The sequence below is a fragment of the Parapedobacter lycopersici genome (assembly GCF_024643285.1).
GTDB classification, from domain to species: Bacteria; Bacteroidota; Bacteroidia; order Sphingobacteriales; family Sphingobacteriaceae; genus Parapedobacter; species Parapedobacter lycopersici.
This window is the reverse complement of sequence record NZ_JAMSLW010000001.1, coordinates 147,191-170,703: the sequence shown is the minus strand read 5'-3', so window position 1 is coordinate 170,703 and position 23,513 is coordinate 147,191. Positions and strand designations below refer to the sequence as shown.

18 protein-coding genes are annotated in these 23,513 nt (G+C 51.5%); all 18 read right to left on the bottom strand.

Annotated features, from left to right (window positions below; translation table 11 throughout):
* Nucleotides 1–24 precede the first annotated feature (24 nt).
* Nucleotides 25–1,134, bottom strand: coding sequence for a bile acid:sodium symporter family protein (locus NEV57_RS00765; protein WP_257656375.1), 1,110 nt, complete (start codon nucleotides 1,132–1,134; stop codon nucleotides 25–27).
* Nucleotides 1,135–1,181: 47 nt separating this feature from the next.
* Nucleotides 1,182–2,381 (bottom strand): aminotransferase class V-fold PLP-dependent enzyme, encoded by a 1,200-nt coding sequence (locus tag NEV57_RS00760; protein WP_257656374.1) that lies wholly within the window; start codon nucleotides 2,379–2,381, stop codon nucleotides 1,182–1,184.
* Nucleotides 2,382–2,450: 69 nt separating this feature from the next.
* The gene (locus NEV57_RS00755; protein ID WP_257656373.1) at nucleotides 2,451–3,998 is read right to left on the bottom strand and encodes a SusD/RagB family nutrient-binding outer membrane lipoprotein; all 1,548 of its coding nucleotides are present in this window, start codon (nucleotides 3,996–3,998) and stop codon (nucleotides 2,451–2,453) included.
* 17 nt (nucleotides 3,999–4,015) lie between these two features.
* Nucleotides 4,016–7,477: a SusC/RagA family TonB-linked outer membrane protein gene (locus NEV57_RS00750; RefSeq protein WP_257656372.1), complete on the bottom strand. Its 3,462-nt coding sequence runs from the start codon at nucleotides 7,475–7,477 to the stop codon at nucleotides 4,016–4,018.
* Nucleotides 7,478–7,671: 194 nt separating this feature from the next.
* A complete protein-coding gene (locus NEV57_RS00745) occupies nucleotides 7,672–8,685 on the bottom strand; it encodes a FecR family protein (RefSeq protein ID WP_257656371.1) in 1,014 nt (337 codons plus the stop codon).
* A gap of 132 nt (nucleotides 8,686–8,817) precedes the next feature.
* The gene (locus NEV57_RS00740) at nucleotides 8,818–9,381 is read right to left on the bottom strand and encodes an RNA polymerase sigma-70 factor (RefSeq protein WP_257656370.1); all 564 of its coding nucleotides are present in this window, start codon (nucleotides 9,379–9,381) and stop codon (nucleotides 8,818–8,820) included.
* A 148-nt stretch (nucleotides 9,382–9,529) separates the two neighbouring features.
* Nucleotides 9,530–9,922 (bottom strand): hypothetical protein, encoded by a 393-nt coding sequence (locus NEV57_RS00735; RefSeq protein WP_257656369.1) that lies wholly within the window; start codon nucleotides 9,920–9,922, stop codon nucleotides 9,530–9,532.
* Nucleotides 9,923–9,927: 5 nt separating this feature from the next.
* Nucleotides 9,928–10,383, bottom strand: a complete 456-nt coding sequence (locus tag NEV57_RS00730; protein WP_257656368.1) for an NUDIX hydrolase — start codon at nucleotides 10,381–10,383, stop codon at nucleotides 9,928–9,930.
* 30 nt (nucleotides 10,384–10,413) lie between these two features.
* Nucleotides 10,414–10,983 (bottom strand): gluconate 2-dehydrogenase subunit 3 family protein, encoded by a 570-nt coding sequence (locus NEV57_RS00725; RefSeq protein ID WP_257656367.1) that lies wholly within the window; start codon nucleotides 10,981–10,983, stop codon nucleotides 10,414–10,416.
* Nucleotides 10,984–11,060: 77 nt separating this feature from the next.
* Entirely contained in the window at nucleotides 11,061–12,740 is a 1,680-nt protein-coding gene (locus tag NEV57_RS00720) for a GMC oxidoreductase (protein ID WP_257656366.1), read from the bottom strand.
* A gap of 54 nt (nucleotides 12,741–12,794) precedes the next feature.
* A complete protein-coding gene (locus NEV57_RS00715) occupies nucleotides 12,795–14,027 on the bottom strand; it encodes a nucleoside permease (protein WP_257656365.1) in 1,233 nt (410 codons plus the stop codon).
* Between the two features lie 78 nt (nucleotides 14,028–14,105).
* Nucleotides 14,106–15,020 (bottom strand): hydroxypyruvate isomerase family protein, encoded by a 915-nt coding sequence (locus NEV57_RS00710; protein WP_257656364.1) that lies wholly within the window; start codon nucleotides 15,018–15,020, stop codon nucleotides 14,106–14,108.
* Between the two features lie 32 nt (nucleotides 15,021–15,052).
* Nucleotides 15,053–16,063, bottom strand: a complete 1,011-nt coding sequence (locus NEV57_RS00705; RefSeq protein ID WP_257656363.1) for an FAD:protein FMN transferase — start codon at nucleotides 16,061–16,063, stop codon at nucleotides 15,053–15,055.
* Between the two features lie 14 nt (nucleotides 16,064–16,077).
* Complete coding sequence (locus NEV57_RS00700; RefSeq protein ID WP_257656362.1) at nucleotides 16,078–17,403, bottom strand: Gfo/Idh/MocA family protein; 1,326 nt, start codon at nucleotides 17,401–17,403, stop codon at nucleotides 16,078–16,080.
* Nucleotides 17,404–17,420: 17 nt separating this feature from the next.
* Complete coding sequence (locus NEV57_RS00695) at nucleotides 17,421–18,401, bottom strand: formylglycine-generating enzyme family protein (protein WP_257656361.1); 981 nt, start codon at nucleotides 18,399–18,401, stop codon at nucleotides 17,421–17,423.
* Between the two features lie 172 nt (nucleotides 18,402–18,573).
* Nucleotides 18,574–21,441: a translation initiation factor IF-2 gene (infB, locus tag NEV57_RS00690; RefSeq protein ID WP_257656360.1), complete on the bottom strand. Its 2,868-nt coding sequence runs from the start codon at nucleotides 21,439–21,441 to the stop codon at nucleotides 18,574–18,576.
* Nucleotides 21,442–21,557: 116 nt separating this feature from the next.
* Nucleotides 21,558–22,796 (bottom strand): transcription termination factor NusA, encoded by a 1,239-nt coding sequence (nusA, locus tag NEV57_RS00685; RefSeq protein ID WP_257656359.1) that lies wholly within the window; start codon nucleotides 22,794–22,796, stop codon nucleotides 21,558–21,560.
* A gap of 1 nt (nucleotide 22,797) precedes the next feature.
* On the bottom strand, nucleotides 22,798–23,262 hold the full coding sequence (gene rimP, locus NEV57_RS00680) for a ribosome assembly cofactor RimP (RefSeq protein WP_257656358.1): 465 nt from the start codon (nucleotides 23,260–23,262) through the stop codon (nucleotides 22,798–22,800).
* Nucleotides 23,263–23,513: the final 251 nt, after the last annotated feature.

The following is a 23,513-nucleotide window of genomic DNA, read 5'->3' as shown; positions in this document are numbered from 1 at the left end:
ATCTGATTTACACAACTATTTACGTTACAATTCTTTATTTTCATTATGACGGACACTTGCCTTGGACCCCGCGTTACTCCAGTGCGAGGCAATGATGGACGCCGTAAAGCCCATGATCGGACCGCATACCGCAGATGCCAGCCCAATCGTCGCGATCTTCCCCATGGTCTTCGCGATTCCGGAAACAAGTCCGGCATTCTGCATGCCCGTGGCAATGGCAATCGTGCGGCAATCCCGTTCATCCATCTTGAACAGGCGGGCCATCCAGTAACCAAAGAAGTAACCCAATACGTTATGGGCCAATACCATAAACAATAAAAGAAAGCCGATATTTAACAGGCTTTCACGCCCTGCCGCGATGATAATCGCAACAATCAGTGCAACACCCGCCATCGAAACTTTGGGCATGGCCGCATCCAGCCATTTGGCTCGGCCACTCAGAAAATGGTTGAAGAGCAGCCCTACACCGATCGGAATAAGCACAATCTGCGCCATATCCCACATCATGGCCAATACCGCTATTTCCACGAAGTTTCCGGCAAACAATTTCATCAGCAGAGGAAGTAAAAGGGGGGCCAGCAATGTTGTCAATGAGGTAACGGTAATGGCCAATGCCACATTCGCTTTTGCCAGGTAGGAAAAGAGGCTCGCGGTAACCGATGTCGGTGCGCAGCCCAGCAAAATCAGTCCGGCCGAAATCTCAGGTGGAAAATTACTGATTAACGCCAAGGCATAAGCCAGTGCCGGCATAATCGTAAACTGGGCCAGTACACCGATGAATACCGCACGCGGGCGTTTAGCCAGCTCGATAAAATCCTTCAATCCCATAGACGATCCCATCCCGAACATAATGACCTGCACCAGCGGGGTGATCAGTATGGCGAGTTCAAATCCCCCGATTTCAACGAATAAATGGGGATAATACATCGCCGTGGTAACCACAGCGAGGATCAGGATGGTAAAAGAAAGGCCTTTCACCGGTGGAAAACCTTTGACCGCAAAGGACAGTCCGAGAAAAAAGGCAATTAAAAACGGGCCGGCGCTGTGCATGTAGCCTGCTGCCGCCATCGTAATCGCAATTACCAGGCAGGTAATAGCCAGCCCGAGCAGTGTTTTATAATGACGCTTACTCATTTCATAAATTAGGTTATATTAATAGGACCCTGATCAATTCAATTGTACTACACCGACCGTAACTCTTCACTGATCCGCTGGGCTACAATCCGCTCCTGGCCGGGCTTCAGCATAAAAACAGTTAACTCAATGCCGTCATTCTCGCCGTTTCTCACCTCAATGGAGGGGTTCCCGTCCCTTAATCGTTCACAAAGGTCATTCCCTGACATACCAATCTTGTCTTTGGCCCAGTAGATGTTGAGGGTTGGGGTATGGTTAGCGACGGGCGGCACAAAGACAGTGGTCATCACCCCATCTATCCCTTTAGCCGTATGCTCAATCAAAGCAACCTGGTCTTCCCACAGCTGCCATTCCTTTTTATGGTCCAGGTTGATGTACCGTTCCACGGTCACGTACATCCCCAGTATTTCTTCCTTATTTACCTTCTGCCCCCGCGCGATGCCGCTCCTTGGTGGCGCGTTTAAACGTGCCGCAGCAATAAGGTCACGTTTTCCCATCAGGATACCCGCACTTTGCGGGCCCCGCATGGCCTTCCCACCGGAAATGGCAACCAGGTCGAATCCCATGTCGTTATACTTCCATAGGTTTTCAACCGGCGGCACGTCGGATGCGATATCAATCATCGTCGGTATCCCGTGCTTCCGGGCGATCTCAACCCACTCCTCGTGCTGAATCGCTCCAGACGGTGCTTCCCGATTCAAAAACCACATCATGGCGGTATCCTCATCGATGGCATTTTCCACTTCCCCTCTGGTTTCGGCCGTCACAAAGGAAACGCCGGCATTGCTCAGCGCGTGGTGATAACCCGTTGCATGGCTTTTTTGGAGAATCACCTTGGATTTCATCCCTGTACCTGACAAAAAAGGCAACTGAGCCACTTTTTTCATGTCCCTGCCTGTTAACACGCCCGCCATGCCGAGTACCAGGGCCGACCAGCAACCGGCGGTCACCATAGCGGCTTCCGCGTGGCACAATTCGGCTATTTTTTCACCGACTTTATCCTGGACATCGTCAAGCATGACATATTCCCCGGCACCCGCCGTAATGGCGTCAAGCACCTCTTCCGGCATCAGCGAAGCAGACATGGACGTGTAAACACCCGCTGCATTGATAAATGTACGGAGTCCTAATTCTTTAAAGAGATTCCGCTTGCCCGGAACCGGGAGTTCAGCCAGCAAGGCAGTCGGGGCAACGGCCCCAGACAAGGGTAGGGCAGCCAATGTTTTCAGTACTTCTCTGCGTTTCATAATTCGTTACGTATATAGGTTAGTAAATGACACACCGCATGATTACCGCCTGCGGAGGAGCGCCGCCGGTTATTCCGTATCCCACCAGACGCGGCTCAGCAGGGTGTTATTTCCGCTTTGACGTTCTTTCGCCGCCAGAAAGTTGTCCCTGTTCAATGTCTCTTCAGATTCCGGGACAATAAACCGCCTTGGAATCTGGCCACCTGTTATGTTCCCTGGATAGTTCGTGGGGATTAAATCCGGGTAGCCGGTTCGCCTCCAATTCGCGAAATTTTCAATCTGGTCGAGGTAAAACAATAGCCATTTCTGTGTGGAGATCTGTTCCAGCTGCTCCTCAAACGTACCGGTCAGTTTAAATGGGTTGTTTGCCACATAGTAAGCGATCTGTTCCGGCGAAATTTCAGCAGCTGAACCGTATAGCGACCATTGCCGCATCGCTGCCCGCACCCCATTTTCATAAGCTTCCCCTGCGTTTCCGCTATACCAGTTCCGGATGGCGGCTTCCGCTAGCAGAAAATAGCTTTCCGCCGGCGTCATCACTAGCACCGGTGCATCATAGCGCATTACCGTATTGGGGTTGGGCTCCGAATACGTTTCAAAATCAGGTGGATACGCATTATACTGGGCATTTTGCATTCCCTTTTGAAGTGCCGTTGCCGTGTCGGTCACGTATGTCCCTGACGGTTGCTTCACCCACAACACCGCGATGACATTCAGCCGAGGGTCCCTCGTTGTTGTCCCGTTTCCCTTCAGCTGGTCGATAAACCGCTTCGAAAGCTTGGAGCCCTGTACGTTATTGGGGTTCTGGCCATCGGCATAATCCAGCACGCGCATCTGTTCGGAGAACGGGTTCCGGTTGCTTAGCAATCCGCTGTCTGCATACGGTATCTGTGCGATATCCCCGTCTTCCAAAACCGGACCGCCGGCAATCGCCCGTTCCACCCATTGCTTAGCCAGGTCCGGTGCTACCTCGGTTAAACGCATGCCCAGCCGTAACATCAGGGAATACGCCAACCGTTTCCATTGATCGGGATTCCCATTGTAAAATAAGTCGGCTGCTTCAAATGTAGGTTTTGACAGGTCAAAAGCATTGGCCGCTTCATCCAACTCTTTCAGCATATCTTGATAAATGGTTTCCTGGGAATCATATTTCGGCTGGTAGTTGCCCGTTTCACCCTGACCAGCCTCAAAATAAGGCACATCCCCATATAAATCAGTAAGGTGATGAAAGATATACACCCGCCATATCCGGGCCGCCGAGCGCTTATTTATCAGGTCCGGCTCCTGAACATGCTGGATAACCAGCTGGATCTGGTTGAGGCAGCCTGAATAGGCACCCCAGTTGTCCCGGACATACCCCTCCGCGAAATATTTGTCGCCCGGGGCTGTCACTTCACTGTATGTGGCCTCCTGTTGCAGCTGCTGCATGATATTAAAGCGATTGGCCCTGGGACTTACGCTAACGGCGCCCAATTGTGCTTTTGTAAACAGGAAATCGGCATTAACTGTTTCATAGGCGTTTGGATTTTTGTTGAGTTTGGCCAGTTCCTCAGTACATGAGGCCAGCAGCAAAATGACCATGAATACACCAAATGATATGTAATAAGTTCTTTTCATAGCGCAGTTATTCAGCATTAAAATTTAACGATTAAATTCAGCCCGATTTCGCGGGTCCGGGGTATGGTATTCGACGAATGGCCTTGGTCATTACCTACCGTATAAGAAGACTCCGGATCAAAATCCGTAATTTTCTTATAAAGAATTGCCAGGTTTCTCGCAACGATCGAAAAATCAATGGTCTGTGCCTTTAAAAACCGGAGTTTATCGGCCGGCAGCCGGTAAGTCAGCACAGCACTGCGCAGTTTGATGAAACTACCGTCAAACACCGACGTCGTCAGGGGGCTGATACTGGCCTGGTTATTATAATATGTATCCAGCTGTTCCACGGGCCATGTCTTCGTAAAAGGCGCCCCATCTTCGTCGACGCCGCTTACGGTCAGCCCCCCTTCCCGTCCTGGCAGCGTCGCTTTCGAGAGACCGAACCGGTACATATAGCGGCTGAGGCCCGATTGTACGATATTGCCGAACTTGCCGTCGATGAGTATGTTCAGCGAAAAATTTCCGTACCGGAAGTTATTCGTGAATCCCATAGTATAGGGAGGGACACCGGTACCGTATTCGATTTCCGGACCCTGGACTTCATAGCCGCTTAATTTATTGTACACCCGTTGTCCGCTTTCGTTGGTTAGGTATGTGCGCCCCCGCAGGGTGTTGTAGGGGCTGCCTACACCGGCGCCCCCAACCGTGGAAAGCCCCGGGGCCAGCTTAAGTATCTCGCTTTTATTGTAAGCCATGTTATAGCTTACATCCCAGGTGAACCGCTCCGATCGAACGGGCTGACCGGAAACCAGCAGCTCGATTCCCCTATTGCTCAGTTCTCCGACATTCATCAATGCCGTCGTATACCCGGACGATGCGGCAATACTGGTACTGAGAATATCATCCGTTGTTTTCCGGTTGTAGTAGGTAAAGTCCAACCCCAGCCGGTTATTCAAAAACTGTATGTCTATCCCCCCTTCATAGGTCGTTGATGTGAGTGGCCTCAGGTCCGGGTTTGACAATGCACTCGAGGTATTTAAGACCGGCCGGCCCAGATGCCCTCCCTGTTCAAATGTGTATAGCTGGTTGATCTGGTAAGGGTTTACGGTTGCACCGCCAACCTGTGCCCACGAAAGCCGAAGCTTGGCAAAGCTGATTGCCTTGGGGAGGGTAAATGCATCCGACAGGACGAAGCTTGTACCCACCGAAGGATAGAAAATGGAATTATTACCCGGATTCAGCGTGGAAAACCAGTCCTGTCTTCCGGTAAAGGTAAGGTACAGCATCCCTTTGTAACCGAGGTCGGCCGACCCGAACAACGAGTTTTGGCCGTACTGGCTAAAACCCACGGTAGTCGACTGGATGGCCAGGTTTGAGAAACTGATAAAATCGGGAACAATGAACTCCGATCCGTTGTGATTTGCTGATTCCGTGGTGTTACGTTCCATATTTCCACCGACCATCAGGTTGAGATCCACGTTTCGAAGCAATTCGGTGTTATAATTAAGCAGCAACTGGCCGGTCGTCTTCGTAACAAACGATGTCCCCGAATTAAACAGCCCTCGTGGTCTTTTCGCCGTGCCGATGGGCATGTAGTCCATCGATTCAAACCGATCGATATCCCGCATGCCGCTTACTTTCAGGAATAAATTATCGGCGACATTGTATTGAATGCTCCCCTGTCCAATGAATCGGTTTTTCGAATCTTTGTTTCCCATCCGATTAATTACGAAATAGGGATTCTGTGCCTCTGGAACCTGTTGCCATTGCACTTCATTGAAATGCTCATCATATCCGGGAGCAAGCGACCTGATATCCACTGTATTTGCCAGCAAATTCGTTGCCCAGGAGGTTGTATTGTCGGCGTAACCATTACCGGGCCTGTTTTTCCCCCCTTCAAAATTATACTGGAAAGTAGCCTCAACGGTGATCCGTTCACCAAGCACCGATTGCAGATTCAGGTTGGCCGTCCGCCTGTTATAGTGGGAGCCCGGCTCCAATGCCTGCGCTTCCAAGTCTGAAAGCGACAGCCGGTAGACCAGTGCTGACGAACTCCCTCCCGAAAATGCGATGGTATTCGTAAAGTTTGTGCTGGGGCGGTAAAAGTTTTTCCAGTTATCCTTTACCTGGACGGCCGAATACGGTCGCATAACGCCATCAAACTGCATGTAGGGCGCTCCATCTATCCGGGCGCCAAACGACAACCGCCCGGAACTGATTGCCTCGGCCTGCGTCTCCGGCTTCCTGCCATCCAGTCCCTGTCCGTAGATATACTGGAATTCGGGATACATGGAAGGGGACCCAACCACAAAATTACTGTTGACCTCCACCCCCACACCTTGTCTTATTGCGCCTTTTTTCGTCGTGATCAGTATAACCCCATTCGCGGCCTGGCTGCCGTATAACGCAGCAGCCGGTCCGCCTTTCAATACGTTAATGCTCTCAATATCATCCGGGTTGATGGCGGCAATCCCGTCGCCCCTGTCCAGCAGGGTGGAACCTTCCCCCTGCGCCTGCTCGCGGTGGACGTTATTCATGGGCATGCCGTTTATCACATAAAGTGGCTGATTGTTTCCGCTGAGCGACCCGTTTCCCCGGATGATGACCCGGCTCGAACCACCGGGGCCCGATGCCATACCCGTGGCGTTCACACCGGCAATTTTTCCCGTTAGCGCATTGGCGATGTTATTCTCCCGCGCCCGTGTAAACTCTTCTCCTTTTACTTCTGAGACGGCATAGGCCAGGGCCTTCCGCTCGCGGGAGATTCCCAGGGCGGTGACCACAACCTCGTTTAGCGCGGTATTAGCCGTTTCCAGCACCACGTCAATAACCGTCTGGTTATTCACCGCAACTTCCTTGGTGTTGTAGCCGATATAACTAAAAATCAAGGAGCTGCTGTTACCGGGGACGCTAATGGTAAATTGTCCCTGCTGATCGGTTGTCACTTCCGTTGGCGTGCCTTTGACCTTGATACTGACGCCTGCCAGTGCCCTGCCCGTCGAATCGGAGACGCGGCCCTTTATCGTAATGTCGGCAACTGTATTATCCGCTGCCGGGCTATGCAGCGCCCGGACAGCCAGCTTTTCCCCGGTTGCTTTGATGAGTATATTATTACCCATTTGCTTATAAGAAAAACCACTGCTGCCGAGCAGGAGATCGAGTGCCCGCTTAACGGTATAGGTTGACGCTCCGATTCCCTTGGAAGAAACGGCACTGAGGTCTTCCATGCGGTATACAAAACGGAACGGGGTCTGCTGTTCAATCTCCTTTAGGGCTGCCAACAGCGATTCATGCTTCAGACCGAACGTGATCTCTACCTGCGTTATTTTTTGGCTTTTGACTGGTGTAGCAAGCAGTAGCTGCAAGGAAATAAGCACAATCGCCATAAGAATGAAGCCGACACGCATAAGCTGTATAAAAATTTCCTTTCGGTGATGATCTTCCGGACGGTAATTCAAAGAGATGGCTCCCGTTATCCGCCGTGTAAAATATTTCATATATTTACAGCAAGTTTAAATTAGTTAATATCCTTGGCCGGATGTGATTAATTTAGCTGGAATTCTGGTCTATACCAGGATCGAACAACCCTCTTTTCTTCATTGCCCTGAAGTCATAGAGGGCTGTTTTTTTAAGGTGGTAAGGCGTTTTTCATTTTTTTTATTTTGTGCACCGGGTGTATCCCCGCCGTCGCTCACACACATCCTGTTCCATCCAGTTCTATCGTCTTCTTATCCAAAAACCGGTACTTGATATTATTAAATTCAGCGATTACGGTAAGTATCTGCTCCAACGACTGACTTTTAAGGAACGTAGCGCTGAAACGGCATGTCTTTATCGTCTCGTTGGCAAAAACAAAGGTTACGCCAAAGCGGTCATGCAATTCATCGCTCACGCTTTTCAGGTTTACGTTATCAAAAAAGATATCCTCATTTTTCCAGGCGATAGCCTGCTTAGCATCAACCTGTTTTTTTATGGAGGAGCGATCATGCTGGTAGATGGCTTGTTCGTCCGGATCGAGCACATCAAACGTCCGGGAATCATCCCCCACCTTCACTTTTCCCTTGGTGACGGTCACCGTTACCATACTGGCTCCCGGGCTTGCCTTTATGCTGAAAGCGGTTCCGAGCACCGTCGTACGCAATTTACCCGTATACACAATGAACGGCCGGGTTGCATTATGGGTCACTTCAAAAAAGGCTTCACCCTCCGTCAGGTACACTGCACGCACCTTACCCGTATCGAATGTTTCACTGATTTCCAGCGTACTGCGCTGGTTCAGCACGACCGAACTGCCATCCGACAGCGTTATGAACCGCAGCTCGTTATCGGTTGACTGCACAACCCTGCTTGTCGCAGCATCGACCGGCATCCGGTCGGATCGCCCATATTTCCGGCTATAAAAAAATAAAAAGGAGCTGATGATGAGGATGGCAGCAGCAATACTGAACCAATGCCGCCTAGCAGCCGGGGCCGCCGATCGGCTATTATCCGCCACGCTCACGATGTCATTAAACATCGTTGCTTTCTTTTTAGCGCTTAACGACGCAAACGTAAACGGCGATTCCCACAGGCTGTCCATGTGATCCTGAACAATCTCCCTGTATTGTTCCTGCCTGACCATTGACAGAAATTCCGCAACCTCTTCCGGCGTGGCCGTTTCATTGATGTACTGTTGAAAAAGATGATTAAACCGATGCGTAGACATATTGGCCAGTTAGTCGGGCACAACGCATGAACATCCACCATGCCCTTTGTAATAAGAGACAATCGGCAGGAAAAAGGGGGTTAGTGATATGTGAATTATTTTGACGGTACCGGTGGCAAGCCGGTTAGCGTGTCAAAATAACAAATTGTGGCTAAGCACGTTACGCAGCGTGCTGATCGCTTTTTTTAAATGGGATTTTACCGTGTTTTTAGACAAACTTAAATTGACGGCTATTTCGTCATATTTCAGACCTTCTTCCCTGCTCAGCAGGTAAATCCGTTTTTGCTGTGGCGGTAGCCGGTCCACCGTCTGATGCAAAAGCTGTTTATAATCGTTGTAGATCACCGTTTCCTCCGTCGACTCTGCATGCCTGGCATTTACCTGGCTCAGCTCCCGGATGATGCGGAGTTCCTGTTCGGCGCGTTTGATGACATTCAACGACTGATTTCGGACAATCGAATATAAATAGGCGTCAAAACGGGCAATAGAGAGCAGCTTATGATGATTCAGCCAGATTTTCATAAATACGTTCATCACAATTTCCTCGGCTATTTCCTCGCTTTTGACAATTTTACAAGCGTATCCATATAACCTGTCTGCATAATGATCAAATAGCTTGCGGAAGGCAGTTTCGTCACTTTCTTCAACAATTAACCGTAAAAGTTCCGGTTCATTATGTAAACTGGGGTGCTTCAAGAAATTTAGCGATTAACATTGGTATCAACGGCACACGGACATTGTATGGTAAATATATAAATTTTTTTAAATAAGTATTATTTCTGCATCAGGATGGAGTAACCTGATCGCAGCAACGCAGTATAGTGCTTATGCGCGGGAGGTGTGCTTAATTCAGTTTACCGCATCCCATGTAGGTCACGTCCTTATAACTGAAATAAATTTCGTGCGTGGGGTTTGGCGTTTCCGTAATATCAAGCTGGCAGCCTTCGCCCGAAGATTGCCTGATAATTCCGAAGACATGCCCGCCCCGAAAGGCGTAGGTTTCGGTGTGTGTCTGCTTTCTGGACAGAAATAACGTATCCTGTACTGTATCGTTTACGATGTTCAGGATAATCACATTATCCCGGACTTCCATGTCCCAGAACGGTTCAGTGCCTTCAAAGTGGCCGCTGATCGGGTGCCTGTCTTCTTTTTTCCGCTGGATCGGGTCAGCAGGCTGTGCAAGTCCGATGTAAACGGCGGAAAGCAGCAGGCATACGGTCAGTGATTTAAATTTCATATCGACTATAAATTAGCTATTACTTCCCCGGTCAGCCATTCCGCCTGCGCCGGATTAATTTTCTCGCGGGCTTCCGCAATTCCAAACCATTCGGCCCGGTCAATTTCAGGGAATGTCTGTAGTTTACCCGACCGGGGTGGCCAGGGTATCGTAAACGTATTGCTCCGGATCGCCTGCGGGTCGATGTCTCCCTCCAATGCCCATGCGTGAACCTGTTTTCCTCCCTTTTGTCTTATCGACGGGAGACGGATAAACTTCCCATCCACGGGAAAACCGGTTTCTTCCAGAAACTCACGCTTCGCGGCCTCCAATGCCTCTTCTGACGGGAGAAACTCGCCCTTGGGTATCGTCCAGCTGCCCAAATCTTTCCGTGCAAAATACGGACCTCCCGGATGTACCAGAAAAACCTGTATATCGGGATTCCGGCGGAATAGGAGGATTCCTGCACTTTCCTTTGGCATCACGGATTACATTATGGCCAGCGAACGAATTTATATCGCCCAGGCCTTGTCGCCCTTTTTGTACGGAAAATCCCCGTCATACTTACCCGGGACCTGCACATAGCGCAGCGCCTTGGTAGCGCCCAGTTCAGAGGTAAAATAGCCAAGCAACGTCAGCTGTTTAACCAAATGGAAATAATGATTGGGATCATTCTCGGTCTTCTGTGTCTGGTGTGCTTTCGCTTCCCTGTCCGCCGCAATCAGCAATTCCGTCCGTTCATCTGCAGTCAATTTCTGAAATTTACGGCCAAACTGATCGTTAGACACCTTATCCAGCTGCCGGAGTCCATCCAGGAACACCTGTTGGTCCTCCGGGGTATAGCAATCACGGACCATCACGGGGATAAATGATCCTACGCCGGCTTCTTTTGCACCGGGACTTCCCGTCGGCGGTAATATCGTGTCAGCAATATTCCCCAGTAAATCGATGGTCTCCGGTTCAAACAGGCTTTCCACGCTGCCCGTAGCCTTACGGGTACATCCTTCCAAAAATAGGTTGGCCCCGATAACGGTTCCACCCATAATCCAGGCAACCCTGGTCAATGCTTCTCTTCTGTTCATTTTATTGTGTTTTAGCGATCAACTGCCGGCCATTGGCTGAAAATGGATAGCCGCCGGCCCCTGATTGACCGTTCATACTACAAATTTCCCTTTTTTAACTCCCCAACCGCAAAATCCACCGCACGGGCAGTAAGCGCCATGTAAGTCAACGATGGGTTGACACAACTTGCTGATGTCATGCAGGCACCATCCGTGACAAAGACATTCATGGCATCCCATACCTGATTATTGCCGTTCAGCACCGATGTCTTCGGATCGAGTCCCATCCGGGCGGTCCCCATCTCATGGATCCCCTGCCCAAACCCATAGCCGCTGTCAAAGGTATATACATCCTTTACCCCTGCGGCTTCCAGCATCTCCTTACCGTCTTCCATCATATCTTTCCGCATCTTCAGCTCATTTTCCTTGATTTCCATATCCATGGCCAGCACGGGCAATCCCCATTTATCCTTTACCTCCTTGTCCAGGAATATCCGGTTTTCGTGATACGGCAATATTTCACCGAATGCGGTAAAGCCCACCGACCATTCGCCGGGTTCGCACAGGGCATCTTTCCATTCGCCGCCGATACTCAGTTCAGCAATTTCCCCACTCCATCGCCCCCTGCTCGCGGCACCCTGGTAACCGAACCCCCGGATGTAATCCCGCTTATCATCGCCGACATTGCGGAACCGCGGTATGTATAGCCCGCCTGGCCGCCGGCCGTAGTAATATTTGTCTTCATAACCTTCAATCCGGCCGCCGGCACCGCAACGGAAATGATGGTCCATCGCATTGTGTCCAAGTTCGCCGCTGCTACTGCCCAGTCCGCCTTCCCAGACATCCGTAGCCGAGTTCATCAATACCCAGGTTGAATTGAACGCGGAGGCACATACGAAAATAACCTTGGCAAAAAATTCATACGTCTGGTTGGTTTCGGCATCCAGTACCTCCACCCCTTTTGCTTTCTTGGTATCCTTATCGTAAAGAATCTGCGTAACGATGGAAAAAGGGCGCAACGTCAGGTTACCCGTTGCCACGGCAGCAGGCAGCGTAGACGATTGGGTACTAAAATACGCTCCGAAATTGCAACCCAGCCAGCATTGGTTCTGAAACTGGCAATTGACGCGCCCCTGATGAGGAACGGATATGTTTGCCACCCGGGCGTTAATCAACGGGCGTTTACCTTTATAATGCGCTTTCATGCGTGCGGCGAGGTCCTTTTCCACCACATTCATGGGTATCGCCGGCAGAAAATCACCGTCGGGCAGCACGTCCAGGCCATCGCGGTTTCCACTGATGCCCGCCCAGTTTTCTGCGTAACTGTACCAGGGAGCAATATCCCGGTACCGGATCGGCCAGTCAACCGCAATCCCGTCTTTGAGGTTTGCCCCGAAGTCCAGGTCGCTATGCCGGTAGCTCTGCCGCCCCCAGGTGAGGGAGCGTCCACCGACCTGGTAGCCGCGGTACCAGTCGAACCGCTTGACTTCCACATACGGGCTTTCCTTTTCGTTTACCCAAAAGTCAAGGTTCTTCTCGTTGAGCGGATAGTCCCGGCTGAGTACGGGATATTCCTCGATCATCTGCTGCGTTCGTCCGCCGCGATGCGGGAATTCCCAGGGGTGTTTTGTAGCGCTCACATAGTCCTTCACGTGTTCCACATTCCGCCCGCGCTCCAGCATGATGGTTTTCAGTCCCTTTTGGGTGAGTTCCTTAGCGGCCCACCCACCGCTTATACCCGACCCGATCACAATCGCATCATACACATTAGCTGCCATAGTCGTTTTATTTTGTTGTTTAGCTTTTCATTTTTTACGTCACTAACCGGGCTTTTATTGCCCGGCAGCCTGTGGTTCTTTTTTTTCATTTTTGAAAAACAGCATGAACAGGAACAGCACCACCGCAGCAATGCCCGCCGGAACCAGCCACACATTCTGCCAGAACGGGTCGTTTGTCGGATTGTTCTTGTAATATTCGCTCACGAATCCGGCCACCCAGAATCCGATCAGCTGCCCCACGCCATACGTAGCCAATGTAATCAACCCCTGAGCCGAGCTTTTATACCGCTCACCGGCTTTGGCATCCGTATAAATCTGCCCGGACACAAAGAAAAAGTCGTAGCATATTCCGTGCAGCGCGATGCCAAGGATCAGCATATATGCCATTTCCCCCGCATTGCCGTAAGCAAACAGCAGGTAGCGGATGGCCCAGGCTAACATACCCACCATAATCGTCTGCTTAAATCCGAAGCGCGAGAAGAAGACCGGCAGCAACAGCAGGAAAAAAGCTTCCGAGAACTGGCCGATCGTCATTTTGCCCGTAGGGTTTTCCAGACCAATCTCCGTCAGGAACAGATTCGCATTCTGGTAATAAAACGCCAGCGGGATACAGATCAGCACGGAGGAAACAAAAAACACCAGAAAGTTTTTATTGCTGAGTAGCCGGATGGCATCCAGGCCCAGAATTTCGGATACACTGCGTTTTCCGGTGGTTTCACTTTTTATCGGCGGTGTCTTCGGCAGCGTAAAGCTAAACAGTCCGAGCACCAGCGAGGCTATAGAAGCCATCATAAACGTATTGCGTAACAGCCCTTCACCTTCATCCCATTTAAACACGTAGCTGATCGCCAGTCCGGCTACGATCCATCCGATGGTTCCCCAGACACGTATGGCGGAAAATTCCTTTTCCGGATTTTTCAGCTGCCGGAATGACACGGAGTTAGCGAGTGAAAGCGTAGGCATGTATAAAATCATATACGCCAGTACATAAGGATAGAATACCCCTACGTTCGGCGCGTTATACAGCTGATACATCAGGAAAGCCCCGACGAGGTGCAAGACCCCGAGGATCCGTTCAGCGTTGAAATATTTGTCGGCAATCAGGCCGATAATAAACGGGGCAATGATTGCTCCCCACGACTGGGTGGAAAACACATTGGCCATTTCCAGTCCGGTCGCACCCAGGTTCTGGCTCAGGAAGGTCCCGAGGGTAACGAACCACGTTCCCCAGATAAAAAATTCGAGGAACATCATGGAAGACAGTTTGATTCTTATGCTTGCATTCATATAATCTGCGATTGAAGTTTACAATTTTGTATAGCTAATATGGGATATATTCGGGATTACCGCAACAATTTTAACGGTTTAGCCCAAAAAATCATCCACCTCGCGGTAGGCGGCAATCAGTTTTTCCTCACCTTCCCGGCCTGCTGTTGATTTTCCATGCTCCATGCCCACTACCCCCCGGTACCCTTTATCATAAATATGCCTGAACAGGTTCCTGTAGTTAATCTCTCCGGTAGTCGGTTCCTTCCGGCCCGGGTTATCCCCTACCTGGAAGTATGCAATCTCATCCCAGCAACGGTCGATATTCGCCAGGAGGTCGCCCTCATTCCGCTGCATATGATATACATCGTACAGTATTTTGCAAGACGGACTGTTCACCCCCTTGCAGATCAGGTAAGTTTGGGAAGCCGTGCGCAAAAAGAGGTCCGGCGTATCACTCAGCGGCTCCAGCACCATCACGATTCCATGGGGTTCGAGGATTTCCGCCCCGCGCCTCAGGGCCTCGATGACATTGGCCGTCTGGATATCCATCGGCAGGCGCCGTTCAAAATCACCCGGTACCACGGTCGTGAATTTACCGCCTGACCGCTTAGCCAGCTCAACGGCCTGCCTGCACCCCTTCAGAAAAATATCCACATGCTCCGGCTTGCCGGCCGCCAGCGTATTGGCCCCATTACCGCCTTTATCCAATACGAATACCCCCATGGCCATCCCGAGTTTGGCGAGCGTTGCGCCGATACGTTCCTGCTCGGCTACCGGACGGCCGGAAAAACCGTTGTCTTCGATGCTCCGGAATCCCCGGTCATAGGCAAACTGGATCTCGTCAATGATGTTCTTCCCTGCATGGTGTTCAAACAGCCCCTGATGCGGACCGTAATTGAGGTTAAACGGTTTGCCGTCCTGCCTGCTGTTGCCGGCCATGGCAGTCAACGCGCCGCCGGCGATGGTTCCCGTAGCCAATAGGCTCTTCCGGATAAATTGACTTCTTTTCATCGGTATATCGTTTATGTTTGCTGTTCTGATATTCAAAGATTGCTGATCAGCCGGCCAAATCCCGAGCTCATGGTGTCCCTGGTTATCCCATGATCGTCCTGGTAAATCAGGTACACTTCCACATTTGCCGTCCGGTTAGCCAAGGCTACTGCGGCTGCCGGCGGCATGGCGATGAAAACATTATCATAACCATCCGCGGTCATCGCATCCGGGGCATACACGGTGGCGCTGATAACGCCGGTATGAAACGGATAGCCTGTTTCGGGGTTAATGTGATGTGAAATCCGCCGCTCACCGTCCATCACGAATTTCCGGTAATTCCCGGCTGTGGTAACGGCCCCGTTCCGCAGCTCAAGCACCTCGCTGATCACCGGGTATCGGGCATCATCTTTCGGCGGGCGTTCTATTCCGATGCGCATGGGTGTACCATCGGGTTTCGGTCCGCTCACACGCAGTTCACCGCCCAGTTCCACCAGGTAATGGCCAATCCCTTTGCTTTCCAGCAGGCCCGCCAGCACGTCCACGCTGTAGCCCTGCGCAATACCGTTCAGGTCGAGCTGAACGCACGGTTGCATTTTCTTCAGCTGCGTGCCCCTTAGCCGTATCCGGTTCATCCCCACGCAGGCGCGGGCCCGCTGTACCGCTGCGCTGTCGGGCAGGTGGTCTATCCGTTCGGCACCGAACCCCCACAGCCGGACCAGCGGCGCTACGGTCACGTCGAAAAGGCCGCCGCTGCGACGGTAGATTTCAAATGACTTTCGCACCACCCTTCCGAAATGGGGATCTACCCGAAAGGTGCCTTCGCCGTTATTTATTTTGTTGATCAGGGAATATGGTTTATACAGCGACATGGAACTGTCGATCATCGCCAATACCTGCTCCACTTCTCCCCGCAAAACCAGGCTATCCTGTGCATAGTACGTAATTGTATAAGTTGTCCCCTGTGCATAACCATGGATGGCGTACGTATGCCACACCCCATCCGCTTTCATGGCGCACAACAGGATGATCAACGGGAATGTCCAGGGAAACAGTTTACGCATCGTCACCGTTCAGGTTATAAAACTACTGTTTTACCCGGAATGGCGTATGGATAAAGTCCCTGCGCATCGGGCAGTACCTTTGGCATGGCATCCCAGGCAAGCCGTTCGGGCATCAGGTCGACATTGGACTGGAGGGCATCCTCCCACTTGATTACCTGTCCCGAATAGGTGGCCAGCCGGCCGATAATACCCGTCAGCGTACTGTACGCCCCGTTTTCCGCATCGGCAAATCGGTATTCGCCTTTACCTACTGCGTCAAAGAATTCCACATGCTCATGGTCGTATGGATTGGGGTTCCCGCGCCGGGGGTGATTGTAAAGCTCATTTCCCTTGCTGTCCCAAAGCACAGCCTGGTTACCGCCCGCATTGAAGAACACCCGTCCCCGGGTACCCTGAAACGTTTCATCCACCCGGTTTGAGGTGCCCTCAAAGTGCCGGCATTGGCTGTAAATGACCGAACCGTCGGCGTAGGTAAGTTCCACGGCATGGTTATCGTAAATTTCACCGTAGTCAACCCCAGTGCGCCATGCCCTGCTTCCCGTACCCTGTATGGAAACCGGATAGCTGCCTTTTACCCAGTTCGCTACGTCAATATTATGCACATGCTGTTCCACAATGTGATCGCCGCAGAGCCAGTTAAAATAATACCAGTTGCGCAGCTGGTACTCCATTTCCGTCTGTTCCGGTTTCCGGGGGTGTACCCATACCCCGCCGCTGTTCCAATACACCTGGCCGGATACGACATCACCAATGGCGCCATCCTGTATGCGTTTCATGCCTTCCCGGTAGCTCGCCTGGTAATGCCGCTGGAGCCCTACCACTACATTCAGTTTCCTGCGCTTGGCTTCCTCCGCAGCCGCCAGCACCCGCCGTACGCCGGGCACGTCCACGGCCACGGGTTTTTCCATAAAAATGTGCTTACCAGCACGCACGGCTTCCTCAAAATGCACCGGGCGGAAACCGGGCGGCGTGGCGAGAATGACAACGTCGGCCAGCGGTATGGCCTGCCGGTATGCGTCAAACCCGACGAATTTCCGCTCTTCCGGGATATCAATCTTTTTCGCGTGGCGTTCGGCCAGCTTCGTATATGCCTCATCGAGCCGGTCGCGGAACGTGTCGGCCAACGCAATGATTTTGATGTTGGCATCGGTACTCAGCGCATTGAATGCTGCACCCGTGCCGCGACCACCACAACCGATGACGGCCACCTTAATGGTGTCATCGCCACCGGCATAGGCCCCGGCAAGGGGAATGCCGCTGAGCATCGTCCCTCCCGCCAGTAATGCAGAAGTTTTCAAAAATTCGCGGCGCTGTTTGTCATTTCTGCTGTTATTCATCATGGATAAATGGTTATGTTTTAGTAATCGGCAATAGGTGCCTTATCGTAATAAGCCCCGATTTCAGCTTCCGTAGGCGGTTGCACCGGCCGTACCAGGCGGATCCCGATAAACGGCGCCTCGGGGAACCACCAGTTGCTTTTGGGTATCTGCGGGTCGAGCTGCTTCCACTCCGGATCGGAAGGCAGCCGGGCAGCCGAGCGCAAGGCACCGGCATCGTCCTCGAATGACCCGCCCCGGATACTGTGGGGATACAGCTGGTCGGGTTTCATAACCGGATTTTCCACCGGTCCGTTCATAAATTTTCCATAAGCGCCGGCATCGTACTGATCGTACGTCCATTCCGCAACATTGCCATGCATATCGTATAGCCCCCAGCCGTTCGGTTTCTTCTGCCCCACCGCGTGCGTGGTGCCGTCACTGTTAGTCACGAACCATCCATATTCACCCAGCATCGACGGGTCGTCTCCGAAACTGTACTCTGTGTCGCTTCCCGCGCGGCAGGCGTATTCCCACTCAGCTTCCGTAGGAAGTCGATAAAACACACCGGTGCGAACATACAGCCATTTGCAAAACTGAATGGCATTGTATTGGGTCATTGCAAGTGCCGGATGGCCCTCCTTACCCATGCCAAAGGTCATGTCCAGGTAGGGTTTGGTAGGCCGGGTTACCGCGTCCACCGCCGGGGTTACCGTCCCGTCCGACTTCATCGTTTCCAGGTCCTTATATACAAAAGGTTCATAGAGGTCCCAGGTTACCTCGTAAGTGCCCATCCAGAAGGCATCGACCGTAACCTCGTGAACCGGCCGCTCGTCGGGGTTTCCGCTATCGCTTCCCTGTTGGTAAGTGCCGGCCGGAATAGGCTGCATGGCAAACCGAAGGTTAATGCCGGGGATCTCCTGCACATACGGATCGAAGCCCTGCTGGGCAGCCGCATCATTCGGTATGAAGCCAGTCAGTAGCATCAGGCTGCCCAAAAAGAGGGAACGGTCTATAAACATGTGTATTCTTTTGGATAATCGGTGGGTTGAATTTAGGGTCTTTTTGGCGAAATACAAAATATATTGGTGTAAAAGGTACACGATACCCGGCCACCGCAGGCGGTGGCGCTAACCCATAAAAAAAGCCGGACACAGATGGTGTCCGGCTTTGATATGCTATATTTTCGGCAAGCTACAGCTTGCGCTTCACTTCCACCTGCTCGTAGGCTTCAATGATATCGCCCACTTTGATGTCGTTGAAATTCTGGATATTCAGACCACATTCATAGCCGCTGGACACTTCTTTTACATCGTCCTTAAACCGCTTCAGTGAAGCAAGGTGTCCGGTATAGACCACTACGCCGTCGCGGATTACCCGTATATCATGGTTCCGGTTAATTTTTCCGTCCAGTACCATACAGCCGGCAATGGTGCCCACCTTGCTGATCTTGAACGTTTCCCGGATTTCCACGTTGGCCACGATCTTCTCTTCCAGTTTCGGTGCCAGCATGCCTTCCATCGCCGCTGTCACTTCTTCGATTGCATCATAGATAATGGAGTACAGCCGGATATCGATCTGTTCCTGTTCAGCCAGTCTGCGCGCACCGGTGGATGGCCGCACCTGGAAACCGATAATAATCGCATCCGAGGCCGAGGCAAGCAACACATCCGATTCGGAGATCTGCCCGACGGATTTGTGTATGATATTCACCTGGATTTCCTCTGTGGAAAGCTTCAACAGGGAGTCGGACAGGGCCTCGATCGAACCGTCCACATCACCTTTGACAATGATATTGAGTTCCTTAAAGTTACCGATGGCCAGGCGCCGCCCGATTTCATCCAGCGTAATGTGTTTCTGGGTACGCATCCCCTGCTCACGCTGCAACTGAAGGCGTTTATTAGCTACCTGACGGGCATCGGACTCGCTTTCCATCTCATAGAACTTATCGCCCGCCGTCGGTGCACCCGACATACCCAGTATCTGCACCGGTGTAGCCGGCCCCGCTTCCGTTACTTTTTGTCCGCGTTCGTTATGCAATGCTTTTACCTTGCCGCTATAGGATCCCGCCAGAATCGGCGCACCCACCCGCAGCGTTCCCGACTGGATCAGTACGGTAGCCACGATTCCCCGGCCCTTATCCAGGCTGGCTTCGATGACGGAGCCAACTGCCCGTTTTTTCGGATCGGCGCGGAGTTCAAGCAGCTCAGCTTCCAAAAGTACTTTATCAAGCAAGAGGTCTACATTTTGCCCTGTTTTACCCGATATTTCCTGGCACTGGTATTTACCGCCCCAGTCTTCCACTAAAATATTCATGGTGGCCAGCTGCTCGCGTATTTTATCGGCATTGGCTCCGGGTTTGTCAATCTTGGTAAAGGCAAACACAATCGGCACACCCGCGGCCTGCGCGTGGTTGATGGCTTCCCGGGTCTGGGGCATCACACTGTCATCAGCCGCAATCACGATGATGGCGATGTCCGTGATTTTAGCACCCCGCGCACGCATGGCGGTAAATGCTTCGTGACCCGGTGTATCAAGGAATGTCATTTTCCTTCCGTCCTCAAGCGTCACCTCATACGCACCGATGTGCTGCGTGATTCCACCTGCCTCACCGGCAATGACATTGGATTTGCGCACGTAATCGAGCAGTGATGTTTTACCGTGGTCTACGTGTCCCATAACGGTCACTATCGGCGCACGGGGCAGCAGGTTATCCGGATTGTCGGGTTCTTCCAGTTCGGTGTGTTCCTCGTCATCCGGCTTCACGAATTCAATTTCGTAACCGAATTCATCGGCCACGATGGCAATTGTCTCCGCATCTAGCCGCTGGTTGATTGACACAAATAATCCCAGGCTCATACAGGTACCAATAACCTGTGTTACAGGCACCCCCATCATACTGGCCAGGTCATTTGCCGTTACGAACTCCGTTACTTTCAGCACTTTGGACATCATTTCCTGTTCCAGTGCTGCTTCTTCCGCCGAGTGGGCTATATCATCCCGCTTCTGACGGCGGAGTTTTGCCCGTTGTGCAAATTTTCCCGACTTACCCGCTCCACTGAGCCGGGCAAGCGTAGCCTTGATCTGATCCTGGATTTCTTTTTCCGAAGGTTCCTCTTTATGCTCGGTGGTATGTCTTGGTTTTCCTTTAAAATCGTGCCTTCCCTTACCGTCGGCCGACTGGTTCGGTGCGTTTCCGCCCGGACGCTGTCCGCCGCCACCTCCGCCACCCGGACGATCCTTCCGTTTGCGTTTCCGTTTATGGTCATGCGCCGATACACCCGTCGCGCTGGACGACGATGCAACCGGCTTGTCTTTGGGCTGGTGTGCAGCCAGGTCAATGCGGCCGACCACATGCGGTCCGGCAAGCCGTTGCGCACGGGCACGGATCACGCCTTCGCCGCCGGGTCTGTTTTCCGGCGCTTTATCGCGTGGCTGCTCCTGGGGTTTCGTTTCCTGCTGCGGTTTTTCTTCCGGTTGCTTGGTGGCTTCCGGGGCCGGGGGTTGTGTTTCGGCCGGGGCCTTTTCCTCTACCTTCGGTTCTTCCGCCTTGGCTTCAGGTATAACGACTTCCTCCTTTTCGGCTGCTTTAGGTGCTTCCTTGGCCGGTTTTCCGCGTTTCAGGCTATCCAGATCGATTTTTCCGACGATCTTCATGCCCGAAGTATGCGGCTTTTCGGTTTGCTGGGGTTCCTCCGGCTCATGCTGCCGGCTTTCCGTTACCGGAGCTTCCGTGCTTTTATCTGCTGTTGTAAGTGCTCCCGTATCTTTAATCAGGATCTCTTCGCCATCGCTATCTTTTGGTTTTTTGGGCACAACAGGTTCGGCAGGGGTTTCTTCGCGGCGGATTTTGCCAATGATAATCTGGTTGGCCTCTTCCTTTACGATTTTATCCCCCTGAAACTCCTGCAAGAGCACATGATAGGTATCACTGTCCAGCTTTGTATTTGGTTTGGATTCAACTTCATAGCCATTCTTGGCCAAAAAATCGACCGCAGTACCGATACCAATGTTCAGTTCCTTTGCTGCTTTCAGCAGTGTTATGCTTTTACCTTCTGACATCTAATTTATCTAGCTCCTTTTTTTGTGCTGATACAAAAATATATTTTTTTATATGTTTATTGGCAAATTCAACAAGAAATAAAAAAGACAGGCACGAGGCGTTACCGGTGGCAGCGTTATTCAAATTCCGCTTGCAACACCTGGATAATCTCCTGGATTGTATTCTCTTCTAAATCAGTCCGCTTTACCAGATCATCTATCGAAAGCGCCAGTACGGACTTCGCCGTATCCAATCCCACGCGCTTCAATTCATCAATGATCCAGCTGTCAATTTCATCTGCGAATTCTTCAATATCCACATCTTCCTCCACTTCATCTGCTTCCCGGTATACATCGATTTCGTAACCGGTGAGCTTTCCGGCAAGCTTAATATTATGTCCGCCACGCCCGATGGCCAGGGAAACCTGGTCCGATTTGAGGTATACGGCAGCCGTTTTATTCTCATCGTCCAGTTTAATGGAACCGATCCGTGCCGGGCTCAATGCCCGCTGAATATACAGCGAATTATTGTTCGTGTAGTTAATAACATCGATATTCTCGTTGCGCAGTTCCCGGACGATGCCGTGGATCCGCGACCCTTTCATACCGACGCAGGCACCTACGGGATCGATGCGGTCGTCATAAGATTCCACCGCTACCTTCGCCCGTTCACCCGGTTCCCGCACAATTTTACGGATGGTAATCAAACCATCGAATATTTCGGGTACTTCCAGCTCAAACAGCCGCTGCAGAAACTCCGGTGCCGTACGGGAAATAATAATCCTGGGATTACTGTTTACCATCTCCACCTTATGTACCACGGCGCGGATGCTATCGCCCTTTTTAAAATAATCTGCCGGTATCTGTTCGGTTTTTGGCAAAATCAATTCATTACCGTCATCGTCGAGCACCAGGGTCTCTTTCTTCCATATCTGGTATACTTCACCTGTGATCAGCTCCCCTTCCCGGTCCTTGTATTTTTTGAATACCTCGTCCTTCTCCAACTCCAGAATTTTGGAAACCAGTGTCTGACGGGCAGCCAGAATGGCCCGGCGACCAAAACTTTCGAGTGTGATTTCCTCAATATAATCGTCACCTACTTCCAGATCGGGGTCAAACTTATGCGCTGCTGACAGTTCAATTTCCAGGTCGTCATCTTCCGAAAATTCATCTTCCACGACCACCCTTGTCCGCCAGATCTCCAAGTCGCCATTGTCCGGGTTCACGATGACGTCGCAATTTTCATCTGTGCCGTATTTCCTCCGGATCATGCTCCGGAAGACTTCCTCCAGCACGCTGATGACCGTAGGGCGGTCGATGTTTTTGAACTCTTTAAATTCCTGAAAAGAGTCAATTAAATTGATATTATTGCTCATTTTACCTAAATGAAATTAACACCTTTGTTGTTATGATATCATCAAAGGGAACCGTGTTTTGCTGAACAACCGCTTTCTTCCCTTTTTCCTTTATTTTTTCTTCGATGGTAATGCCGGTATCGGTCACTTCGCGTAATGCGCCCTCCCGTATCCGGCCATCATGCAATTTCAGCTGTACATTCCGGCCGATATTCTTCCGGTACTGCCTGACCGAGGTGAGCGGTGCATCCACCCCCGGCGAGGAAACCTCCAGCCGATACGCGTGATGGATAAGCCCCTCTTCTTCCAGGTGGAATCCCACGTGGCGGCTGATTGCCGCGCAATCCTGGATGCTGATCCCCTGGTCACCGTCGACCAGCACCTCCAATTTTCCGCTGGAATGCATCTTGACCCCCACTAAAAAAAGGTCTTCCCGATCTGCAATCTTCGCATTGATCAATTCGATAACCCGAGCTTCTACTTCCATGCCTTTTGGGATTAACGTGCATTAAAAAAGGGGACGATCAAGTGTCCCCTCTTTCTCAAGATGATGCAAAGATAATAATTTTTTTATATTTTAAAAAGCCGTGTTTTACGTTAATAAAAATACATCGGACAACTGACCCGGCCGGATGGCAGGGCGTTGGCTTTCCTGCGGGACTTGTTCGGGGTTGGTTCGACCCTTCTCCGGGACTTCTTCGATGTCCGTTCGAGGCACTTCGTAACGCAACGGATTGC